The sequence below is a fragment of the Methanobrevibacter curvatus genome (assembly GCF_001639295.1).
Taxonomy (GTDB): domain Archaea; phylum Methanobacteriota; class Methanobacteria; order Methanobacteriales; family Methanobacteriaceae; genus Methanoflexus; species Methanoflexus curvatus.
Map to the genome: position 1 here is coordinate 1 of NZ_LWMV01000032.1, position 21,326 is coordinate 21,326.

The 21,326-nt window shown below is 25.3% G+C and carries 21 protein-coding genes, 5 tRNA genes and 1 pseudogene; 18 read left to right on the forward strand and 9 right to left on the reverse strand.

All coding sequences use genetic code 11. The features are described 5' to 3' along the window. Together MBCUR_RS01035 and MBCUR_RS01040 are read right to left on the reverse strand one after the other, a co-directional pair. The coding region (locus MBCUR_RS01035) for a hypothetical protein (RefSeq protein ID WP_067089136.1) at positions 1-322 on the reverse strand (322 nt) is incomplete at its 3' end. Next, positions 323-547 carry a hypothetical protein gene (locus MBCUR_RS01040; protein ID WP_067089138.1) on the reverse strand — a complete coding sequence of 75 codons (225 nt, stop codon included), beginning with the start codon at positions 545-547 and terminating at the stop codon, positions 323-325. Positions 548-1,079: 532 nt separating this feature from the next. Between MBCUR_RS01040 and MBCUR_RS01045 the strand changes: the two genes are divergently transcribed. Together MBCUR_RS01045 and MBCUR_RS01050 are read left to right on the forward strand one after the other, a co-directional pair. After that, the gene (locus MBCUR_RS01045) at positions 1,080-1,385 is read left to right on the forward strand and encodes a hypothetical protein (protein WP_067089141.1); all 306 of its coding nucleotides are present in this window, start codon (positions 1,080-1,082) and stop codon (positions 1,383-1,385) included. Continuing rightward, positions 1,385-1,660 (forward strand): nucleotidyltransferase domain-containing protein, encoded by a 276-nt coding sequence (locus MBCUR_RS01050; RefSeq protein ID WP_067089144.1) that lies wholly within the window; start codon positions 1,385-1,387, stop codon positions 1,658-1,660. The genes MBCUR_RS01045 and MBCUR_RS01050 overlap by 1 nt, the downstream gene beginning before the upstream one ends. Positions 1,661-1,934: 274 nt before the next feature. On the opposite strand, the gene hisE is transcribed toward MBCUR_RS01050, so the two are convergent. From hisE to MBCUR_RS01070, 4 genes are all read right to left on the reverse strand, one after another. Continuing rightward, positions 1,935-2,225 carry a phosphoribosyl-ATP diphosphatase gene (gene hisE / locus MBCUR_RS01055; RefSeq protein ID WP_067089146.1) on the reverse strand — a complete coding sequence of 97 codons (291 nt, stop codon included), beginning with the start codon at positions 2,223-2,225 and terminating at the stop codon, positions 1,935-1,937. 31 nt (positions 2,226-2,256) lie between these two features. Continuing rightward, entirely contained in the window at positions 2,257-3,069 is an 813-nt protein-coding gene (locus tag MBCUR_RS01060) for a CBS domain-containing ParB/RepB/Spo0J family partition protein (RefSeq protein ID WP_067089149.1), read from the reverse strand. 44 nt (positions 3,070-3,113) lie between these two features. Next, positions 3,114-4,466: an Asp-tRNA(Asn)/Glu-tRNA(Gln) amidotransferase subunit GatB gene (gatB, locus tag MBCUR_RS01065; protein ID WP_067089151.1), complete on the reverse strand. Its 1,353-nt coding sequence runs from the start codon at positions 4,464-4,466 to the stop codon at positions 3,114-3,116. Between the two features lie 411 nt (positions 4,467-4,877). After that, on the reverse strand, positions 4,878-5,879 hold the full coding sequence (locus tag MBCUR_RS01070; protein ID WP_067089154.1) for a radical SAM protein: 1,002 nt from the start codon (positions 5,877-5,879) through the stop codon (positions 4,878-4,880). Positions 5,880-6,352: 473 nt separating this feature from the next. Here MBCUR_RS01070 and MBCUR_RS01075 point away from each other — a divergent pair, with 473 nt between their 5' ends. The 9 genes from MBCUR_RS01075 to cas4 all read left to right on the forward strand — a co-directional run bounded on the left by MBCUR_RS01075 (position 6,353) and on the right by cas4 (position 10,909). After that, positions 6,353-6,946: a zinc ribbon domain-containing protein gene (locus MBCUR_RS01075; protein ID WP_067089157.1), complete on the forward strand. Its 594-nt coding sequence runs from the start codon at positions 6,353-6,355 to the stop codon at positions 6,944-6,946. A 261-nt stretch (positions 6,947-7,207) separates the two neighbouring features. Further along, positions 7,208-7,280, forward strand: a tRNA-Asn gene (locus tag MBCUR_RS01080). Between the two features lie 5 nt (positions 7,281-7,285). Next, positions 7,286-7,359 (forward strand) — tRNA-Ile (locus tag MBCUR_RS01085). Positions 7,360-7,485: 126 nt separating this feature from the next. Then, positions 7,486-7,560: transfer RNA gene (locus MBCUR_RS01090), tRNA-Glu, on the forward strand. 58 nt (positions 7,561-7,618) lie between these two features. Then, a tRNA-Leu gene (locus tag MBCUR_RS01095) sits at positions 7,619-7,701 on the forward strand. A gap of 40 nt (positions 7,702-7,741) precedes the next feature. After that, positions 7,742-7,818 (forward strand) — tRNA-His (locus MBCUR_RS01100). Positions 7,819-8,179: 361 nt separating this feature from the next. Beyond that, positions 8,180-8,587, forward strand: a complete 408-nt coding sequence (gene hjc, locus MBCUR_RS01105; protein ID WP_067089160.1) for a Holliday junction resolvase Hjc — start codon at positions 8,180-8,182, stop codon at positions 8,585-8,587. Between the two features lie 136 nt (positions 8,588-8,723). Continuing rightward, positions 8,724-9,704, forward strand: coding sequence for a glycosyltransferase family 2 protein (locus tag MBCUR_RS01110; protein WP_067089162.1), 981 nt, complete (start codon positions 8,724-8,726; stop codon positions 9,702-9,704). A 374-nt stretch (positions 9,705-10,078) separates the two neighbouring features. Next, positions 10,079-10,909: a CRISPR-associated protein Cas4 gene (gene cas4, locus MBCUR_RS01115; protein WP_067089164.1), complete on the forward strand. Its 831-nt coding sequence runs from the start codon at positions 10,079-10,081 to the stop codon at positions 10,907-10,909. A gap of 188 nt (positions 10,910-11,097) precedes the next feature. Here the strand turns inward: cas4 and cofG are convergent, their stop codons facing one another. Further along, positions 11,098-12,228 (reverse strand): 7,8-didemethyl-8-hydroxy-5-deazariboflavin synthase subunit CofG, encoded by a 1,131-nt coding sequence (gene cofG / locus MBCUR_RS01120; protein WP_067089167.1) that lies wholly within the window; start codon positions 12,226-12,228, stop codon positions 11,098-11,100. 313 nt (positions 12,229-12,541) lie between these two features. Between cofG and MBCUR_RS01125 the strand changes: the two genes are divergently transcribed. From MBCUR_RS01125 to hisB, 5 genes and pseudogenes are all read left to right on the forward strand, one after another. Beyond that, positions 12,542-13,129: a flavodoxin family protein gene (locus tag MBCUR_RS01125; RefSeq protein WP_067089170.1), complete on the forward strand. Its 588-nt coding sequence runs from the start codon at positions 12,542-12,544 to the stop codon at positions 13,127-13,129. 296 nt (positions 13,130-13,425) lie between these two features. Then, the gene (locus MBCUR_RS01130) at positions 13,426-14,985 is read left to right on the forward strand and encodes a flippase (protein ID WP_067089171.1); all 1,560 of its coding nucleotides are present in this window, start codon (positions 13,426-13,428) and stop codon (positions 14,983-14,985) included. A gap of 124 nt (positions 14,986-15,109) precedes the next feature. Next, the gene (locus tag MBCUR_RS01135) at positions 15,110-15,808 is read left to right on the forward strand and encodes a TOBE domain-containing protein (RefSeq protein WP_067089174.1); all 699 of its coding nucleotides are present in this window, start codon (positions 15,110-15,112) and stop codon (positions 15,806-15,808) included. A 208-nt stretch (positions 15,809-16,016) separates the two neighbouring features. Then, positions 16,017-16,106: pseudogene (locus MBCUR_RS10775) on the forward strand (4Fe-4S binding protein); the annotation flags it as partial. A gap of 306 nt (positions 16,107-16,412) precedes the next feature. Beyond that, a complete protein-coding gene (gene hisB, locus MBCUR_RS01140; protein WP_067089176.1) occupies positions 16,413-16,991 on the forward strand; it encodes an imidazoleglycerol-phosphate dehydratase HisB in 579 nt (192 codons plus the stop codon). Between the two features lie 71 nt (positions 16,992-17,062). Here hisB and MBCUR_RS01145 read toward each other — a convergent pair whose 3' ends face one another. Then, on the reverse strand, positions 17,063-18,262 hold the full coding sequence (locus MBCUR_RS01145) for an HD domain-containing protein (protein ID WP_211265113.1): 1,200 nt from the start codon (positions 18,260-18,262) through the stop codon (positions 17,063-17,065). 654 nt (positions 18,263-18,916) lie between these two features. On the opposite strand from MBCUR_RS01145, the gene MBCUR_RS01150 reads away from it, so the two are divergent. Together MBCUR_RS01150 and MBCUR_RS01155 are read left to right on the forward strand one after the other, a co-directional pair. Continuing rightward, entirely contained in the window at positions 18,917-19,741 is an 825-nt protein-coding gene (locus MBCUR_RS01150) for a BRO family protein (protein ID WP_067089179.1), read from the forward strand. 140 nt (positions 19,742-19,881) lie between these two features. Further along, positions 19,882-20,139 carry a hypothetical protein gene (locus MBCUR_RS01155; protein WP_067089182.1) on the forward strand — a complete coding sequence of 86 codons (258 nt, stop codon included), beginning with the start codon at positions 19,882-19,884 and terminating at the stop codon, positions 20,137-20,139. 267 nt (positions 20,140-20,406) lie between these two features. Here MBCUR_RS01155 and MBCUR_RS01160 read toward each other — a convergent pair whose 3' ends face one another. Next, positions 20,407-21,237, reverse strand: coding sequence for a F420-dependent methylenetetrahydromethanopterin dehydrogenase (locus tag MBCUR_RS01160; protein WP_067089184.1), 831 nt, complete (start codon positions 21,235-21,237; stop codon positions 20,407-20,409). Positions 21,238-21,326 lie beyond the last annotated feature (89 nt).

A 21,326-nucleotide genomic window follows, 5' to 3' on the forward strand; every position in this document is an offset into this window, starting at 1 on the left:
TCATAGGTTCTGCTTTAGGGTGTTCTGGTGTTTCTAGTATCCAGTTTTGGATTGATTGGTGAGATACATGTATATTATTCTTAGAATTCATTAGATTAGCACTGGATCGAGTAGAAACAAGGGCTTCGGCATATAATTCAACAGCCTCTTTTTTGAACTTTTTTACATAATTAGAGTTCGGTTCAACAATATCATCAATATTAGTAGAGAAATAAAAGTTTTTTCCACCATTACATTTCTTATTGCAAATATATTTCTGAATTTTATATGTTTCTTTGCCCTTATATGAAAATATTAGGTCTCTATTCTTAGTACCATACAACTATACATCTCTACTTCCACAATTAGGACAGCATTTATATTTCATAGCTAAATGTGTAATACCTTTTTTTTGATAGATTTTAAGTTTTTTACTCGCATTTAAACTAATTCCCAATTTAGCCCTAACATGATCTCCACAATCCAACAAGTTATCACTAAAATAATCAATACTTACCTGATTATTATCCAAACTAGAATTTGTAGTAACTGATTTAATAAAATTCATATTATATAATATATAATTACTTATATATAAGCTTTTAGGCAATAAAAAAGAAAACACAAAAATAATAACAGATAAAACAAAAAAATAAAATATATACAAAAGAATTATAAGAAACAAAGAATTTTGAAAGAAAATTTTTTCAGTGTAAAAAACTTAGCTGAAACAGAAAAAAACAGAAAAAAGTAATAAAAAAAATAAAGGCTTAAAATGACTTAAAGAGGAAAATAAGCATAAAAAAAAGAAATAGGAAAATTAGTAAAAAATAAATTTGAAATCAACTAAGTTTTTGACAATGCCAAAGTAGCATATTAAACAATTTATAAGAATAACTTTTATTAGCTTCTAAAAAACTTAAAACTAAAATTTATAAGTCTAATATTTTGGCAATTTAATTTTTTGAAATTATAGTTTATATTGGAAAGTTTAAAAATAAATTATAAAATAAATTATAATTTCTGTTGATAATCGAAATAGTTATATGGTAAAAATACCTAGCATTATGGTAGAAATACCATAACTAATAATTGATAAAATGAGCTATAATTCTAATGAAATTTTAAAATATGTTTTGTCAAAGGATAGGGAAGATTTAACTATTAGGAATATTGCTAATGGATTAAATAAAGATTATAAAAATACTTATGATATTATAAAAAAGTTATCTAAAGATAAAATTCTTAAAACAATAAAAATAGGATCATCTAATATTGTAAAAGCTATAAAAAATCCAAATCCTCAATTTTTTTCTGCAGAATATGGAAGAAGAGAAGAGAGTTTAAAAAATAAAAATATAAACAATATTTTTAATATTTTAAAAAGAGTTATTTTCCAAAAATAGTGTTATTATTTGGTTCTTATGCAAAAAATACCCATAATAAACATTTAGATGTTGATTTAATGATTATCTGTGATGAAAAATATCAAAAAAATATTGGAAGAAAACTTAATATTCTTCCATTTGACATTCATCCTATTTTTTTAACCTTTGAAGAATTCATAGATTTATCATCACGAAAAGAATTTACTGTAATAAGTGAAGCATTAAAACAAAATATAATTTTATATGGAATTGAAGACTATTATCAATTATTAGTAAGTATTAATGAAAAATAAATCGCATGAGGTAATTTTGCTTAATTTTTCTGATTCTAATGCATTATTAAACATTAATTTTAAACTTTTCAATTGAAACTATATATCTTAAGATAATATATTCTTGTAAATGAGTCAAGGTTACCAACAATTCTATTAGAATTCATTTTCTAAGTAAATATAATTTTTAATCTAAATAAAGTTTTAATATAACTTTTCTAAATTACTATTCATTAAATAACAGCAAACAAAAGCAAACAAAAAAATAAAAGTAAAAATATAATAAGAATTTAGATTATTTGTGTCTTTTTTCAAATTCCTCTAAAATTTCATCTAACTTTATGCCTTTATAGACTAAAAGTAGTAAATTATGGAAAATAAGATCAGTTGATTCTTCAATTAAATTTTCATTATTTTTTGAAGCTATTATGACTTCTGCAGACTCTTCACCTATTTTTTCTAAAATCTTATCTTCTGCTTTTTTTTTATCATCTTTCATTAAAGAAGACGTATAAGAATCTATAGGATTGTCTCTTCGAGTTTCTAAAGTATTGTAAACTTCTCTTATAATATTGATATCAGGCATTGTAACACCAAATGTGCTATATGATAAAAATCTATTTGTTTTTTTGTTTGGATTGTATAGTTTCTGTAAGAGCTATTAAAGGATGTCTATCCTCTTCAATTATACTAATATCATCAAAAGAGTGTATTCCCATATCGTCTGCAGTTCTTTCCAAACCTAATTGAATATCGTCCTCAAATTCAACAACATATGCGTCAATTTCTTTTAATCCCAACTTAAAAGCTGCTGTTGCTCTGTGATGACCATCCACAAGAATATATCTATCTCCTACATGGGCTATTATAACTGGCTCTGCTAAGCCTTTTTCAAGTTCATAGCTTCGACCTTCAAGTTCATCAGCATAAATTTCATCTTGAGAAGGCCTAATTAAATCAACATCAATAAATTTACGTTTTAAAGTTAAATTAACACCATAAATAACTTCCATTGATTTTTTAAAGGTTTCAACTTTATTTGGAGTGGTTCTTTCAATATGAGAGCGAAGCATATCAGTGTTAGTAATTATTCCTCTAAGCTTATTTTGTTCATCAACAACAGGAAGTCTTGAAATAGCTTTTCTAAACATTACTCGTGATGCATCATCAGTAGACATTTTTCCTCGAGCCACTATAACATTAGAAGTCATTACATCCTTTACCAACTCAGACCAATCTTTTAAAAGTAAATCAAAGGCAGTTATAATCCCAACAACTTTATATTCCTCGTCTACAACAGGAAAACCATCGTGACCAGTTTCTTTCATTAAATCAAAGACTTTTTCATTTGATGTGTTGGGTTTAACAGATGTTACATCAACTGACATGTAATCTTCAACAAAAGATTTAACAATCATATCATTGCTCATTATATCACCAAAAAATAAAAAAAAATAAAAAAATAAACTAAAAATTAATTTAATATACTTTTTAAAATCTTTACAGTTTCTCCAGGATCTGCTTTGCCTCTGGTTTCTTTCATGACTTGGCCAACTAAAAAGTTCATAGAAGCTTTTTTACCTTCATGATAATCAGAAACCGCTTCAGGATTGTTATCAACAGCTTTTTGGGCAGCTTCTTTAATTTGTTCATCTGTTATTACACCAATTAAATTTAGTTCAATAGCTATTTCTTTAGGAGATTTAGAGTTGTTTGGCATTTTTTCTACTATTCTTTGACCAGCTTTAATTGTGATTTCTTTATTTTGAAGTAGCTTTAAAAACTCTACAATATTTTTAGGACTTATTCCACTTTCAGAAAAACTTAGCTTGTTGTAGTAGAGAACTCTTTTTAATTCATCTCTCATCCAAGAACTTGCAAATTCAGGATCTATCTCTTTAGCAACCGATTCATAAGCATCAGCCAAATCTAATTCAGAAGTTAAAACTGTAGCAGATTCTTTATCAAGAGCAAAATCATTCATGAACCTTTTAACCTTGTTATGTGGTGCCTCTGGCATCTGTTCTTCAATTTCACTAATTTGATTGTTTTCAATTTCCATAGGGGGAAGGTCAGGATCTGGAATAAATCTGTAATCATCAGCATCTTCTTTTAGTCTCATTGAAACTGTTATCATTTGTGATTCTAAAAATGCACGAGTTTCTTGTTTAACTTCAACTCCACGTTTTAGAAGATTTTTTTGTCTAATCATTTCAAATTTAAGTGCTTTATAAGCACCTTTTATAGAGTTAATATTTTTGATTTCTACCCTCTTTCCACCTTCAAGAGAAACATTTACATCGGCTCTCATTGTTCCTTCGCCACGAGCACTTTCACTGTAGTCTAAAACTCTAATCAATTCTCTTAAAAATGTTCTTGCTTCTTCTGGTGAAAACATATCTGGTTCTGTAACAATTTCAACTAATGGAATACCTGAACGATTAAAATCAACAATTCCAAGGTCTGGTTTAAATTGACCAGGATCCTCTTCTACATGTATTTCACGAATTCGAACACCATTTAAGTCTCCTTCATAACCAATAGGAACAGAGGTTTTCTGATAACCAGAAGGTAAATCAGGATAGTTGTAATGTTTTCTCATAAAATATGTTATGTTTTGATCAATTTTACAGTTTAACATTAAAGCAATCATTAAAGCCATTTCAATAGCTTTTTTATTTGTTGGATAGGGTTTGGCTCCAGGTTGATTTAAACAAACAGGACAAATATTAGTGTTAGGTTCAACTTCTTGATAATTTGTAGGACAATTACAAAATAATTTAGAATCTGTTTTTAATTGAACGTGAATCTCCAAACCACATTTCATATTAATAGTAATTCCTCCATTAAAGTATTTATTAAATTATTAAAATGAATTAAAGAGTTATTTTTAAAAATTATTTTAAAAAAAATCTAATTAGAGTAAATATAATTTTAAAAAATAATTAATAAGTATTTTAAATTATTTTAGATTTAGAATTTATATAGAATTTTATAAATAATTATAAAAAGTATTCGTTTAAATAAAATTTATTCAATATTTAAAAATTTAATAATTAAATTTAAATTAAAAAATATACTAAATTTAAATATATTGAATTTAAATTAAAATGTATTAAATTTATATAATGATATAATTTAGATTTTTATATATTATAAATTTAACTTAAAAATTTAAAATAACTTAAAAATTTAAAAAATAACTATTTAAAAAATATGCATTTAAAAAATTAATTATTTAAATATTAATTGACTTTGATTGTTTAATATATCGTTTTATAAAGGGATTTAATTCAGAATCAAAATCACTTTCATCATGACCTAAAAGGTTAAAGTCTGTAAAACTTCCTTTTAAAGTTTTTCCTGTAAATTTAACTTCTTCTTCAACTCTTTTTCCATATTTTGTACCAAATATTTTAAACATGGGAAATTTAGTCAAGCCATTGGCTCCACTTAAAATTAATAGACCAAAGTTGGCTAAGTTATCATTCCATGTTCCACATATAATTTCAATTTTAGGAAAAGTTATTCTAATAGCTGATACAACAGCTCCATAGTAAAGAGATGAAGGTTGGGAAGAATTTTGATAAATAGTATCTGGATGAGGATTTAAGGAATAAAAAATTATCCTATCAATATAATGATCAGAAATAAAATCAATTAAATACTGAATATCATCAAATGTCTCTCCTAATCCCAATATAATGGTAATAGCTTTTTTAAAACCTAAATCGCCAGCAGTAAAAAGCATGGCTGATATGTCATCAATATTCTTACTTGGACAAATTTCCTTTTGAAGTTGAGGATTAGCAGTTTCAACAGCTCCTGTAACTCCAGCTATTTCATCAGAAAAAACTTTTAAATCTTTGGTAATTCCAGTATTTAGCCAAACAGCTTGATTTGTAATATTATAAATTTTAATAGCTATTTTTTTAATTTCATCTGTTGTAAAGCTTTCATATCCTCCAGACAAAAATTCTATATTCCAATTTAAACGTTTACAAATTTCAGCTTCTGCTAAAATCCCATTGACATTTCTACGTGCCGTTTTGGGATTAGATATTTTATCTTTTTGAGTGGACATATAGCAAAAGCTACAATCACCTTTTTCACACCACCAAGAGAGAAAAATAGCTCTTTCAAGAGAAATTTCATTGGAATGATTTTTTTTGGTGACTTTATCTGCTTTAGCTATTAAATCTAAGATTTCATAATTTTTTATCTTCTCTATAATATTCATTTTATCAAATAATGATTTAAATAATTGATTAAACTAAATTAAATTGATTAAATTAAATTGATTAAGTTAAATTGATTAAGTTAAATTAAAAATAATTTAGAATAATTAAAATAATTGAAATAATTGAAATAATTGAGATAATTGAGATAATTGAAAATTAATATAAAGCAAATTAATGATATAAACAATGTTATATTAAAAAAATTAATTAAAAAATTAAAATATTAAATATAAAAAATATAATTAAAAAAATTTATTGAAAATATAATTAAAAATATAATTAAAAATATAATTAAAAATATGAAAAAATATTTATTCAATTAGATATATAAATAAATTAAAGATGTAAATAATAGATATAATGTAAATAATGGCATATAAATAAAATATATAATTTATTTAATATAAAATTACTTAAAAAAATTACTTGAAAATTTTAATCTAAAAAGATTTAAAAATTATTAATGGTTAATATGGTATATTGTAAATATTGTGGGACAAATAACATTGATGGAAATCTCAAATGTCAAAATTGTGGTAAACCATTAAGTTTAATTCCAAATAATAAACCTCCAAATAGAAATGAAGATTTTCACAATGATTCAATAAAATCAAGGTATGTTGAATATAAAGAAAATAAACACAGACCAAATAACAACAGAAATATAAATCGGAGCCTTGGTGAAAATTATAAGCAATATCAAAATAACAACGATTTCAATAATCGTTTAAACAACAACTATGGCTACAAAGAAAACTATAATTATAATTACAACAATGAAAATCCAATTCCCTACCAAGAAAATCAATATATAAAAACAAGTCCTAAAGAGAATATTAAAAAAAAATATATTGAATGGGATGTTATAATAGCCAGTGCATTAATTATGATAATCCTTTCAGCTATTGTCAATCGGATTTTACCTGATTTTTCACTACTAGTTTCATTAGTTGTTGCTTTAATATATATTTTAGTTTCTACAAAAAATAAATCAAGTTTATTTGTTTCTATACCACTTACTATGGTTGTAATTACTGCAATAACTGCTTATTTTTCCTTGATGTAATAAATATATTTTATATAACTATAGATAAAAATTACTAAAAGACATTGAAAGATACAATAAAAATTTAAAAATGAATAAAATAAAATGATTAATTAATAAAATGATTAAAATAAAAATAAATTTTTATTATGAAAAAATATTTTTTTACAAAAACATTTATATATGATAAAATCCAACATTTAACTACTGTTTAATCTTGATTAAAATTAAACGAAAACTTGCTACTATTTGCCCAAATAAAAAAAAATTAATTTATCTTATGCCGTCGTAGCTCAGTAGGTAGAGCGTTCGGCTGTTAACCGATTGGTCACAGGTTCGAGCCCTGTCGACGGCGTTTTTGGGCCCATAGCTTAGCCAGGTAGAGCGCCCGGCTCATAACCGGGCGGCCATGGGTTCGAATCCCATTGGGCCCATTAGGTCCTTTTTTTGTGGATTTATTAAGTTTATAAGATTGTTTTATAAATCTTTAATGAATCTTGAATTTTAATTTAGTATTTTTATAGATTTTAAGTAATTTGTAAAAAAATTAGAAATTTTATGCTCCGATGGTGTAGTCCGGCCAATCATTTCGGCCTTTCGAGCCGAAGACTCGGGTTCGAATCCCGGTCGGAGCATTTTTTTATTGATTTATATCAATTTTGATTTTTAAAGGAGAGTCTCCTTAAATCCCAAGCGGGGGTGCCCGAGCGGCCAAAGGGGACAGGCTTAGGACCTGTTGACACAGGTCTACCAGGGTTCGAATCCCTGCTCCCGCATAGATCTATGTTTATTTTTTATTTTCCACAAAATTCATAAGCCGGGGTGGGGTAGCTTGGTTATCCTACGGGACTGTGGATCCTGCGACTCGGGTTCGAATCTCGGCCCCGGCCCCATTTTACTATTTCTAACTAATTTTATTTTTTGAACTAATATTTATTATTCCTTTTAATTCATTTTAAATAAAATAACTTTTTTTCAAACAATTATTTTCCTAATCTTTATTTTTCATAAAAACTTATTCGTACAATGTATTTTTACTTATTTTAAAAATTTTATTTATTTTAACAAATTCTTTTTTAAAATAATAATACTTTTCAAATGCTTGGATAAATGTTTTATATGTACTTAGATAAAATTATAAGTATTTAATATAGAATTATTAATATATCATTAAAGTATGATATTAAAATAAAAGATTTAAATTTAAAATAAAAGATTTAAATAATAAAATATCTAATAATTGAGATATAAAAAATGGCTAAAAAAGGAACTGCTGAAGAGAGAGATTTAGTTCAAAAGTTGTGGAAAATGAAATTTGCTGCAATGAGAGCACCTGCATCTGGATCAGCTACAAAACACTCTATTCCAGATGTTATAGCAGGAAATGGAAGTATTTATCTTGGAATTGAAGTTAAAACAACAATAAAAGATGTTATATATGTTGATTCTGCTCAAATTGATGGTTTAATCGAATTTTGCAATATTTTTGGAGCAAAACCGTACTTAGGAATTAAATTTAAAAGAACAAAATGGCTGTTCTTAAAACCTGAAAATGTAGAAAGAACAAAAAGCAAGAACTACAAAATAAAAAAAGATTATGCAATTGAAAAAGCCTTAGAATTAGATGAAGTTCTAGGGATAGACAAACAAATAAAATTTTAAATAAAAATATAATTAAAGATAATTAAATTAAAAATATAATTAAATTAAAAATATAATTAAAGATAACTAAATTAAAAATAATTAATAATAACTAATAATAATTAATAACAAATGATTAAAATAAATAAGTGATAAAATGGACTTATCCATAATAATTGTTAATTATCGAACATATAAACTAAGCAAAGAAACAATTTTATCTGTTTTTGAAAATAAGCCATTAATTGACTATGAAATTATTTTAGTAGATAATAATTCTAATGACAAGAGTATAGAAAAGTTAGAAGATGATTTTAAGAAAGAAATTGTAGATAAAACCTTAAAAATCATTAAATTAAATGCAAATAAAGGATTTGCTTATGGAAACAACAAAGGAATTAAAATAGCTTCAGGAGATTATATTCTTCTATTAAATTCTGATACAATTGTTAAAAAAGATACACTAGACTCAACCATCCAATACATGAAGAATCATGGAGGCATTGGTGCCTTAGGATGTAAAATTCTCCTTCCAAATGGAGAACTTGATAAAGCTGCAAGAAGAAATTTTCCAACACCTCAAAATGCTTTTAACAAATTCTTTGGATTTTTAAATTTATCTAAAATAAAAAAGAAGAATAATAAAAATAAAAAGGAGAATAAAAAGGATAATGAAAAAAATGATAAAAGCAAAAAGGATAATGAAAATAAAAAGAACAACAATAAAAAAATAAACAATTATAACATTGCAGATTTAGATGAAAACGAAATATACGAAGTTGATAGTATAGTTGGAGCATTTATGCTAGTAAATAGAAAAACTATCAATAAAATAGGTCTTTTAGATGAAGATTTTTTTATGTATGGTGAAGACATTGATTGGTGTTATAGAATAAAAGAAGGTGGATGGAAAGTTATTTACTATGGAAAAAGTGAAATAATCCATTATAAAGGTGGAAGTAGTAAAAAGCAAAGTAACAAATTAATTTATCATTTTTACAAATCAATGTATATCTTCTACAAAAAACATTATTCAAATAGCTATTCTTTTATTACAAAAATTTCTGTTTATTTAGGTATTCTAATTTTATTAATAATAAAGCTATTTTTAAATATTTTTAAGAAAAAAACATCATAAATATTATTTTTAATAATTTTAAACTTTTAATACTTTTATATACCTTTAAACTTTTTTATTTTAATTAAAAAAAGATAAAAAGATAAAAAAAAATAAATAAAAAAGAAATTTTTTTAAAAAAGTGATTAAAATTTAAGCCATTTAGTAAAGAAATAGATAAAATTTAAGAAATTTAATTAAAAAAAGATTAAAATTTAATTAATCTAGTTAAATTTAGTTAATTTAGTTAAAAAATGTATTTAAAAATAATTTTTATTTTTAAAGAATATATAAGTATTTAAATGATAAAATAAAATCATAAAGTGTATAGTGAAACTGATTAACAGCGAAATTTAAATATTAAAATACTATACAAAAACAAAACGAGGGATAAAATGATAAGTTTATCATCAATACAAGAATATATGTTTTGTCCATTAAAATTATTCCTTAGAAACAATGTAGATAATAATCAAGAGGATAGTATATTAATAAACAAAACAATAAAACGAATAAGGATAGATATACAAGATTTACTCCATAGAAACATAAGAGGATTAAAAAAAGAAATGGATGTAGAAGAAATAAAAGAATATTTAAGTAGAAACATTAAAGACACTACTATTGAAAGCTTGAATATATTAAAAGAACGAAGTGATGTGTTAGAATCAGAATACAAAGAAATAAAAGATGATTTAATGAATGATATATCATTTAGCGTTGATTTACTTTCAGTGCAAGTTAAAAATGCAATGAAAAACCTTGAAGAAGACGGAAGCGAAATAAGTGAAATGTTTTTCCCAACAGCCCTATACAACTATTTAATTAAGGATAATGGCTTGGAAGTCATTGGTTCTTGTGATAAAATAGAGATTGTTGAAGGTAGGTATATTCCAATAGACATTAAAAATAGTATTCCACCTGTGCAAGGAGTTTGGGATGGAGATGCCATTAAATTGGTTGCAAATGCAATGTTGATTGAGCAAGAATTTGATACTGAAGTGTTTGTAGGATATATAGATTATTTAAAACTTGGTCAAAAAAGACAAGTAATTATGGATAGTAAACTTAGAAAATCTCTTTTTAAAGTACTTCATCAAGTTAAAGAAATATTATATGAAGGCATTGCTCCTGAAATAAAGTCAACACCAGGAAAATGTAGTAAATGCGAATACTATGATATTTGCCAAGGAGATGATGACACTTTTAGAGAAATTTCAAATTAATAAAAGCACTACTTGTAACATAAAATGCTTTATTTTTTAAATAGCTTTTGATCAAACTTTTTCTAAAAGTTTGTTTTAAATAGCTTTTGATCAAACTTTTTCTAAAAGTTTGTTTTAAATAGCTTTTGATCAAACTTTTTCTAAAAGTTTGTTTTAAATAATTAAAGATTAGTCTATAAACTATAGTCTTACTTATCTAAAGAGTTTTTTAGGTTCAATACTTTGTTTAATATCCTTTCAGACAAAAAATCTTTCTTAATATATTTGTTATAAATAGCTAAACGTTCTTGTAATTCAAACCCACTTTCTCTAGTTAAATATTCTAAATCTTCAATAGCTGGCCATTTAGCTTCAGGGTTAACATAGTCCTTAGTTAAAGGTGAAACACCCCCCCAATCATCTGCCCCACAAAATAAAAATATTTGATTTGTTTCTTGATTTAAATTAGGTGGAACTTGAATACTTAAATTGGGAAAAAGGATTTTTGCAACAGAAACAGTTCTAATCATGTCTAAAAGAGAAGGTTCTCTAAAATTTTCCATTAAAATACCTGGTTTAGTTTTAAAATTTTGAATAATTATCTCTTGGATGTTACCATGCTTATTCTGGCATTTTTTAATATCAAGTAATGATTTAGCTATTTCTTCTTTTTTTTCTCCTATTCCTATTAATATTCCAGTGGTATATGGAATTTTTAACTTTCCTGTATTTTTTAAAACATTTAAACGAAGTTTAGGATCCTTTCCAGGGCTATTTTCATGGGCAACTGTTTTCATCAAACGTGGAGAAGAATTTTCCAACATCATTCCCATAGAAGCATTTACATCTTTTAAAATTTTTAAATCTTTATATGAAAGGACTCCACAGTTACTGTGAGGCAAAAGATTTGTTTTATCTAAAATATCTTCACAAATATCATAAAGATATTCTATCATATTTGAAAACCCTTGTTTTTCTAATTCTTTTTTAACAATAGTATTCTCATCTGCTTGTTCTCCAAATGTTAGTAAAGCTTCTTTACATCCGTATTTTTCAGCTATTTTTAGTGTTTCAATAACTTCATCTTTTTTTTTTAATAGAATTGCATTAGAATCTGTAGCTTCTTTTTTAAAAGTACAATACCCACAGCTATTTCTACAAATTTCTGTTAAAGGTATAAAAACATTTTTAGAATATGTTATAATATTATTTTCTCGTTTTGAATTGGCAAAGCTCATTAATTTATTTACATCATTGTTTTTACAGTTTAATAAATTAACTAAATCTTCTTTGGAATATTTTTCATCTTCTACTCTAAAAGTATCTTCAATATTAGTCATAATACCATCATTAATAAAATAAAAAAAAATAAAATTAAGAATAAATAAGAAATGTTTGTATAACTATTTGAAAAAATAAATCTATTTTTATATAAATAATTGCATTATATAATTAATTGTATTATATAACTAACTGTATTATATAAACAATTGTATAATAAAACGATTTTAATAAATATAAATAATTGCATTAAATGAAATGATTTTAATAAATATAATATCATTTAGTAATTGAATAATTATATAATTAATGTTTTTTAAATATAAACCTAATTAAATCCTTTTTTAAATTAAAAATATTGGAAGTGTTAAATTGTTAGTTTTAGGAATATGTGGAAGTCCACGACAAGAAGCAACAGAATATGTTTTAAAAGAAGCTTTAAAGGACATAGAAAACAATGAAGTAGAAACTAAATTTATAACAGTTAGAGGAAAAGACATTAAACCATGTATTCATTGTGACTATTGTTTAGAGCATAAAGAATGTATTAACAAAGATGATATGACAGAAATATATGGTTTATTGAAAAAATCTGATGGAATTATAATAGCTTCCCCAATACAAAGTGGAGGAATAAGTGCTCAAATAAAAGCTATTATGGATCGTTGCAGAGCTCTTTACTCAATTGATTTAGATATTTTAAGAGGAAAAATTGGAATGTCAATAGCTATTGGTGGAGATAGATCTGGAGGTCAAGAATTAGCTATTCAAGAAATAAATACATTTTATTTGCTTAGTGGAATAATTCCTATAAGTGGTGGCTCATTTGGTGCCAATTTAGGTCCTTGTTTTTGGTCACAAGATAGTGTTGAAGGTGTAAAATCAGATGAATATGGCTTTAACTCATTAAAAATGACATTAAAACATTTTAAAAATGCTTTAAATGAATACATCAAATAAAAAGAGTTATAACTCTTGATTTATCATTTTTATCATTTATTTTATAATATTTGTTTAAAAATTGTTAATATTAATCTAAATAATTTAATTATTTATGAAAAATTTTAAAAACAATTAAAATAAATTAAATAAATAAGAAACTAAATAAAATTGAGAAACTAAAATAAAATTAATAATCAAATAATTTAAGATAAGTAAAATAAAATTAAAAAGTAAATAATTTAAGAAACTAAAAAAAAATAACAGAAAAAAATAATTATAAATAAAATATTAATAATATAATAAATGGTGCATAAATGAGCTCTAAAATAGCTAAAGGAGGAATAATAATTGTTATAGGTAATGCCATCTTTCGTGTAGGTGGATATATCTATCGATTTATTATGGCAGGATTATTAGGGCCAGCATCTTACGGAATTTTAACAACAACCCTTCAATTTCAAGGAATATTTCAAGTTTTAGCTGCAGGAGGTATTCCACCAGCAATAGCTAAATATATAGCTGAATACACTGCATTAGATGAAAATGCTTTAGCTCGCCAGACAGTCTACACATCTTTAAAAATAATGGGCATTTTAGGTATTTTATCGGGAATAATAATTGTTTTTATTGTTGCACCTTGGCTTGCACTTGATTTCTTCAATAAACCTGAAGCATTACTGCCACTTCAAGCAGTAGGACTTATTACACCCTTTAGTGCTATTGTAGGAGGATTTAGAGGTTCTTTTCAAGGTGCATATAAAATGGAATACATACTTTATACTAGAGGTGTAGAACAATCTTGTATGATTCTTTTTGCAACAGCATTAGTTATTCTTGGTTTTTCTGTTTTTGGTGCGGTTATAGGTTCAGCTGGAGCATTTGTAGCATCTACAATAATGTCAATATTTATATTTCAAAAATATATGGTAAAAATTATTCCACAACCAGTTGAAGGGCTTAGATTTTCATTAAAAGAAGAATTAAACCTTGCAAAGAAAATTATTACTTTCTCTATCCCTGTAATTATCACTGCACTTGCTGAAATGGGGATTTTTGCAATTTCCACATTTATTTTAGCAAAATTCCTTGATTCTCGATTTGTAGGATATTTTGGTGCATCAGATCCTATTTCACGTTTACCACTTATTATTTCCTCTTCAATTGCAACTGTTATTTTACCTGCTGTTGCAGCATCATTTGCTAAAAAAAATCAAAAACAACTGGAAAAATATGTGTCTCAAAGCTATAGATATTCTTTATTCATTATCATTCCAATGTGTATTGGGTTGGCTTTATTTGCAAAGCCAATTATGGAGTTAGTCTACTTTACAAATTTAGAGTACACAGCTGGTGCAGGTGCTCTTGCAGTCTTATCAATTGGAATGGGTTTTTATTCATTATTTGCAGTTTCTACAGGAATAATTCAAGGAATAGGAAATCCAAGAATTCCAATGTATTGTTTAGCTGGAGGAGCTTTTTTAACGTTCGTTTTAAACTGGATAATGGTTCCTATATATGGAATTGTAGGTGCATCAACTGCTACAACAATAGCTTGTTTCTGTTTAATGCTACCAATGGTTTATTTATCATTTAAGCAAACAAAATCAAAGTTTCCAATGAAATTTATTGTTAAAACATTAATTTCAGCTCTTTTAATGGGAATAATAATCATTATTCTACCAAAAACTGTTTTAGGGTTAATCACAGGAATTATAATCTGTCCAATAGCTTACTTAATATTTTTAGTTTTAACAAAAACCTTTTCATTAGAGGATTTAGATGCAATTATATTTTATACTAAAAAATTTGGTCCAATAAATAAATTAGTCAAAAAAATCGTGAATTTAATCAAAAAAGTATATGATAAATACTAAGATTTAAATAAAAAATAAATACTAAAAGAAAAATATAGAGAATATAAATAACATTCTGAAAATATAATTTATTGGAGGGATTGACATAACAGATAAAGAAGGAGCAAAAGACAATTTATTTTATGTGGATGCAGAAGGAGCATATAAAATCAATATAAACAATAAAGTATATGTTATTGATAAAAAAAAGTATGAAATAATTAACAAAATAAATATCTTAGGGTCTATTTCTTGTGCTGCTAAATCTAGTGGAGTTTCATATAGAACGGCTTTAAACTACATTGAAAAAATTGAAAATGAGTTAGATATTAAGTTAGTTAAGACAAAAAAAGGTGGAAAAGGTGGTGGAGGAAGTACTGAACTTAGTAGAGAAGGAAAAACCATCTTAAAAAAATGTAAAATCATTAGTGCTGTAATGGAATTAAGTAGTGGAATTAATGAAATTAAAACAACTATAAGTTCCATTGATGAAGAAAAAAAAATCATGACTTTAGAAAAAAATGATTTTAAAATATTTTTACCACTAAATGAGAACTATAATGTTGGAGATGAAATATTAGCTCTTATAAAATATGATAACATATTTATATTACTAAATAAATGTGAAATTAGTGTTAGAAATATTTTTAAAGGTGAAATTGTAGAAATGAGAGTTAAGAATGAAATGTTTAGAATCTCTGTAGACATTGGGTCATTTGTGCTTAGATGTGATATTACAAAACCTGCCTCTGAGGAATTAGGATTATCTTTAGGAAAAAATGTTTATATTGGATTTAAAGCAACTTCAATAGCTACATTAAAAGAAAATAGAATAAATAAATAAATAAGTAAAATTGATTAAACAAATAAAACTAATAAAATAATTAAAAAAAGTAAAAAAATAAAACTAATAAAATTAATAAAATAATTAAAAAAAATAAAAAAATAAAACTAATAAAAAAAATAAAATTTTCAATTTATAAAAATAAAAAACAATTTATAGAAATATTAAAAAAAGCTAAATTTTTAAAGGTTGTGCTATTATTTTAAGAATTTTTGTAGATGAGGAAAAATGTACTGGTTGTGGAGAATGTAAAGACATATGCCCAAAAGGTGAACTTATTTGGAGAATAAATGGAAAAGCCAGAGCAAAAAATCTTAAATACTGTCATGTATGTACTATTTGTGCATCTAAATGTCCAGAAGGAGCAATTCTTGTAGATAGAGATGCCCCAAATGATGAAGTAGCTATTGAACAAAATAGAATTAGCATTGATTGAGAATTTTATATTATTGATAAAAATAAATACAAAAAAATAAATTAAAATAAAATTAAAATAAAATTAATAAAACAAATTAAATATTATTAAAAAATAATTAAAAAATAGTTAAAAATAATTAAAAATATGAAAAATAAAATTGTGAAAATTTGAAAAAGAGATGATAAAATGGCAAGAATATCTAAAAAAAGTAGAAAAACATCAGAAACAGATATAAAAATTGACTTAAACTTAGATGGAGAAGGAAAATATAATATTAATACTGGAATAAACTTCTTTAATCATATGCTTGAATCATTTTCAAAACATAGTTTATTTGACTTAGAAATAATAGCTAAAGGAGATACAGAAATAGATGATCACCACACTATTGAAGATATTGGAATAATATTAGGGGAAGCTTTTTACGAAGCAATTGGAGATAAAAAAGGAATAAAAAGAATGTCTCATGCAATTATACCAATGGATGATTCACTTGCAACTGTAGCCATTGATATAGGTGGTAGAAGCTATTCAAACATCTCAATTGACTTTAATAGCTATAAAATAGGAGATATGACAAGTGAAGTAGTTCCACATTTCTTTGAATCATTTTCATCAACTGCTAAAGTCAACATTAATGCTAAAGTTGAAGGAAACAATGATCATCATAAAGTTGAAGCTCTTTTTAAAGGATTTGCAAAAGCATTAAAAGAAGCCGTTTATATTGAACACAATAAAATTCCTAGTACAAAGGGAGTACTTTAAAAAAAAATCTATTTACTGTTTATATATTTATATTATTCCATCTACTATTATTCCATCTATATTCTCATCTATCATTCATCTATTATTTCATCTAAATTATTGTAAACATCATTTAAATTAAGATTTAAAAAAGTTTTAGATGAATTTTCTTCTTTAATACTTACAATAGCTTGTTCTAAAACTTTAGATGTTAGTCCATGTCTTAAAGATAATTTAGCCTCAGCATAAGCAGCTAACTTATCTGCAGCATCTATTAACTCCCCATCAACAGGATTGTATCCATTTTTATTATAATTTGATATTTCTTCCTTAGAAAGTTTTTTTATTGAGCCATTTATAATTATTTTATTGTCAAATTCATCCATAGTTAAATATTTTAATTCATCTACCATATTTTTAGGTAAAAGTGTAAATATTTTATTTTCCATTTGATAATTTTCATAATCTTTTATAATATATTCTAATCCTTCAACAGAACGTTTAATTGGAGATATAATGTCTTTTGTTAGAACCTCAGGAAGATCATGGAAAAGTCCACCAAAAAAATTATTATAAAGTCTTTTATCAACTGGAGAATCTATAGATTTTAGGGAAAACATGTAACTAATAGCTGCTACAACTAACATATGCCCTAAAACAGATGTTTCAGGAACTCTTGGAGTATGAGCCCATCTTTTTTGAAATCTAAGCTGTCCACACAAATCCATAAAGCCATATAGGTCTTTTGAAAGTATTAACTTTGTAACACCTTCTAAATCATAGTGGTTTTTAATTTGTTTTTCAATATCTTTTTTAGTTTTATCAACTCCATAAATAAATGATCCTGCATTGTAAATAATTTTAAATTCCCAGTTAGTTGCTAAATAATGAGCAGCTTTTATGATTCTGTCTTCTATAGTAAGATTATCAGTGTCTATATGCTTTTTAAATAAAAGAGCAAAATCAGGATTAAAATCCATTAAAATTGGATTGATTTCTTCTAAAACATATTGGTTTAATTCTTTCTTTTTATTAGCCATTAATTCATGAAAGACAGGAGGTTTTAAATCTGTTAAAACTAAACGATAGAAAAAATCAAATAAAAACTTGTTAATAAGTTCTATCCAGTTAATTTTATAATTGCCTTTCTCTTCTTCAATTTTAGCTATTATATATGCGATTATTATTTTATGTGCCTGTTTATCTAATTCTACAAGTGTTACAGGACGAATATGATCATTCCATCTTTCCATATTTGCAGCATTAAAGAATAACTCTATTAATTTTTCCACTTCATCATTCCCTATATTTTAATTAGAATAAATTCCAATAATTTCAAATAATTCCAATAATTTTTCAATTTTATCATTATATTTTATATTTTCATTTAATTAAATTAAATTAAACTTATTTAATTAAACTTATTTAAATTAAAGTAATTTCAATTAATATGAACTTATATCTAATTACATATAAAATTATTTATTTATCAGTTTTTTTATTCGCAATATTTTATATTACTTTGCAAATGCTCTCTAACAAAATACTTTAATCAAGGTAAAATAATATAAAAATAATGTGAGTAAAAATCTTACACAAAAAAGACAAAGAAATATTAGAAAAAATAAAAACTGAAAACAACTGGTCAACAAATGCCTACTATGCTTACAAAGCCTCAATCAAATTACACACCAAATTTACAAATAAAACATTACACATTACTAAATGAAGCAAAATAAGAAGAAATAGACAATCAATTAAAAATAAAGAAACAGAAAAACTTAGAAAAGATGTTGAGAATATAAACGAATTATTAAATAAAAAACTAGGAATATGAAAAAAATTATTAAAATTCAAAATTTATAAATATTATAAATGTAATTCAAAATACTAAATTTAATAATTTAAATATATTAAAAAATCGAAAAAATACTTAAGGTGAAAAAATGAATAATAAAAATCAAATAAAATTATTTCAAAACTACAAAATACGAAGTGTTTGGAAAGATGATGATGAAGAATGGTATTTTTCAATTATAGATGTTGTGGGAGTACTTAGTGAAAGCAAAAACCCTACAACCTATTGGAGAGTTCTTAAGAAGAGATTAAAAGATGAAGGTAATGAAACCGTTACAAATTGTAACGGTTTGAAAATGCTTGCTCCTGATGGTAAAATGAGATTAACTGATGTTGCAAATGCTGAACAGCTATTTCGATTAATACAAACCATACCCTCACCAAAAGCAGAACCATTCAAACTATGGCTAGCAAAAGTAGGACAAGAAAGACTAGACGAAATAGCAGACCCACAACTAGCAATAGAAAGAGCAATAAGCAACTATAGAAAAAAAGGATACAGTGAAGAATGGATAACACAAAGACTAAAAACAATAGAATACAGAAAAGAACTAACAGGCGAATGGGATAGAGCAGGAGTAAAAGAAGGAATAGAATATGCTATACTTACAGACGAACTATACAATGCCTGGAGTGGAATGACCTCAAAAGAATATAGAAAATTTAAAAATATCAAAAAAGAAAATCTTAGAGACAACATGACTAATATGGAATTAGTACTAAACATGTTAGCTGAGGCAACAACAACTGAACTTTCTAAAAACACTAATCCTAATGGCTTTGAAGAAAGTAAAAAAATAGTCCATGAAGGAGGCAGTGTTGCAGGCAATACTCGTGAAGACATTGAAAGAAGATTAGGAAAAAGTGTTTTAAGTAAAAAAAATGCTAAAAACCCTGAATTATTAGATAACTAAAAAATTATATGTTAAAAGATAATTCCTTGAAATTTTTAATAGAAACCCTTATGAATACAATAAATAGCAGGAGGTTAATTTTATGGATGATACAATTGAAATAAAATAAAATAAAAGATTTAATAAATCCATCTTTAAAGATGAATTCTGCTACTTCAATTTTTTTTGAGAAACCGAATAAGCTTTCTGAAGATAAAATAAAGATTGATTTTAAAGACATAGTGTTTATGAGTCGCTCTTTTCTCAAGAGTATCTTAAACAAAAAAATAAAACTAAAAAAAACCATTCATGAAGTTAATCTTTCTGAAGAAGTAGCACCTATTTTCCACACTGTTGAGAAAAGTTTCCAATCCGCAATAGTGTCAATTTACAAATTTTATAATATATTAAAAATATAATGAAATTTGTTTATATAAAAGATGATTTTTTAAAAATAAGTAAAAGTAATTGTAAATATAAAAAATTTAGAAAAAAGTAGATTTTTCAAAAAAAAGTATGAAAATTATCTATAAGATAAGTATATAGAAAAATATTTAAAAAAATTTTAAAAAAAATATAATTGATATATCAATTAAGGAAATTAAAAAAAACAATAACTATAGAAAAAAAGAAAAAAATAAATCACTGAAAAATCAGCGATTGTAATTTAAATTAACCTAGTTTACTTATACTGGTTTTTCTAATAAAACAGTTTTTTTGACAGTAGAACCATTAGCACCATGTGGAGTTCTTAAAACTGTGTCATTGGATTTTTCAATGTCTCTTGCTTCAGTAGCTAATTTAGCAGCAACACCAATTAATTCGTGAGCAGCAGCAACTAAAGGTATATATTTATCAGATTCTTTGACCATGAAACAGCCTTTTAAATCTAAATCTGCAACTTTTTCTGCTGCAGTGTATGCTGCAATAGCTTTTGCTTTAGCATAAGTGTTGGTAAATCCAGCAGCTTCAGCAGCTTTTTCAGCAGTAATGATGATTTTAGGTAATTCTAACTCTTTACCTGCATCAGCAGCATCAACTAAGTCATCAATAGCGTCTTGAACAATTCTGTAAGCACCAGTTAAAGCTAAAACTTTAATAACATCTGCGTTGAAAGAAGCCATTTCAGTTGGGTCGAGTAATTCTCTTCTTGCACCAATCATAGGGTCTCCTTTAACGATTATGTAACCTAAACCTTGTTCATTTAATTCATCTTTTTTACCTGCTCCTGGAGCATCACCAATAATGACTGCAGGAATATCGTAGGAAGATAATAATTCTCTAGCTTTAGCAGGTCCTGGAGCACCAGGATTTGGGCTAATAAAGATTGCAAAGTCAGGATTGAATTCTTTGACCTTAGGAGTAACTTCTTCTACTTGTTCTGGATTCATTTTAGCACCAGAGCCTATGACTCTTACATCAATATTAGGTCTGTCTGCTCTTTCATCAAGTAATAAATCTAATACTGGTGAAGTACCAATATTTCCACTTTTTATAATTCCGATTTTAACTACCATATTATCACATTTTTTATAAATATACAAAAAACACTCAAGAATATTATTGATATCAATTTAATATTCTTAAAAATACATATTTTCAACAG

What these genes read in the sequence shown, in the direction of transcription:
- hisB (WP_067089176.1), top strand. Translation starts at nt 16,413, where the DNA reads ATGGCAAGAATATCTAAAAAAAGTAGAAAAACATCAGAAACAGATATA.
- gatB (WP_067089151.1), bottom strand. Translation starts at nt 4,466, where the DNA reads ATGAAATGTGGTTTGGAGATTCACGTTCAATTAAAAACAGATTCTAAA.
- MBCUR_RS01070 (WP_067089154.1), bottom strand. Translation starts at nt 5,879, where the DNA reads ATGAATATTATAGAGAAGATAAAAAATTATGAAATCTTAGATTTAATA.
- MBCUR_RS01160 (WP_067089184.1), bottom strand. Translation starts at nt 21,237, where the DNA reads ATGGTAGTTAAAATCGGAATTATAAAAAGTGGAAATATTGGTACTTCA.
- MBCUR_RS01130 (WP_067089171.1), top strand. Translation starts at nt 13,426, where the DNA reads ATGAGCTCTAAAATAGCTAAAGGAGGAATAATAATTGTTATAGGTAAT.
- MBCUR_RS01045 (WP_067089141.1), top strand. Translation starts at nt 1,080, where the DNA reads ATGAGCTATAATTCTAATGAAATTTTAAAATATGTTTTGTCAAAGGAT.
- MBCUR_RS01075 (WP_067089157.1), top strand. Translation starts at nt 6,353, where the DNA reads ATGGTATATTGTAAATATTGTGGGACAAATAACATTGATGGAAATCTC.
- MBCUR_RS01155 (WP_067089182.1), top strand. Translation starts at nt 19,882, where the DNA reads ATGAATTCTGCTACTTCAATTTTTTTTGAGAAACCGAATAAGCTTTCT.
- hisE (WP_067089146.1), bottom strand. Translation starts at nt 2,225, where the DNA reads ATGCCTGATATCAATATTATAAGAGAAGTTTACAATACTTTAGAAACT.
- cas4 (WP_067089164.1), top strand. Translation starts at nt 10,079, where the DNA reads ATGATAAGTTTATCATCAATACAAGAATATATGTTTTGTCCATTAAAA.
- hjc (WP_067089160.1), top strand. Translation starts at nt 8,180, where the DNA reads ATGGCTAAAAAAGGAACTGCTGAAGAGAGAGATTTAGTTCAAAAGTTG.
- cofG (WP_067089167.1), bottom strand. Translation starts at nt 12,228, where the DNA reads ATGACTAATATTGAAGATACTTTTAGAGTAGAAGATGAAAAATATTCC.
- MBCUR_RS01060 (WP_067089149.1), bottom strand. Translation starts at nt 3,069, where the DNA reads ATGAGCAATGATATGATTGTTAAATCTTTTGTTGAAGATTACATGTCA.
- MBCUR_RS01150 (WP_067089179.1), top strand. Translation starts at nt 18,917, where the DNA reads ATGAATAATAAAAATCAAATAAAATTATTTCAAAACTACAAAATACGA.
- MBCUR_RS01040 (WP_067089138.1), bottom strand. Translation starts at nt 547, where the DNA reads ATGAATTTTATTAAATCAGTTACTACAAATTCTAGTTTGGATAATAAT.
- MBCUR_RS01110 (WP_067089162.1), top strand. Translation starts at nt 8,724, where the DNA reads ATGGACTTATCCATAATAATTGTTAATTATCGAACATATAAACTAAGC.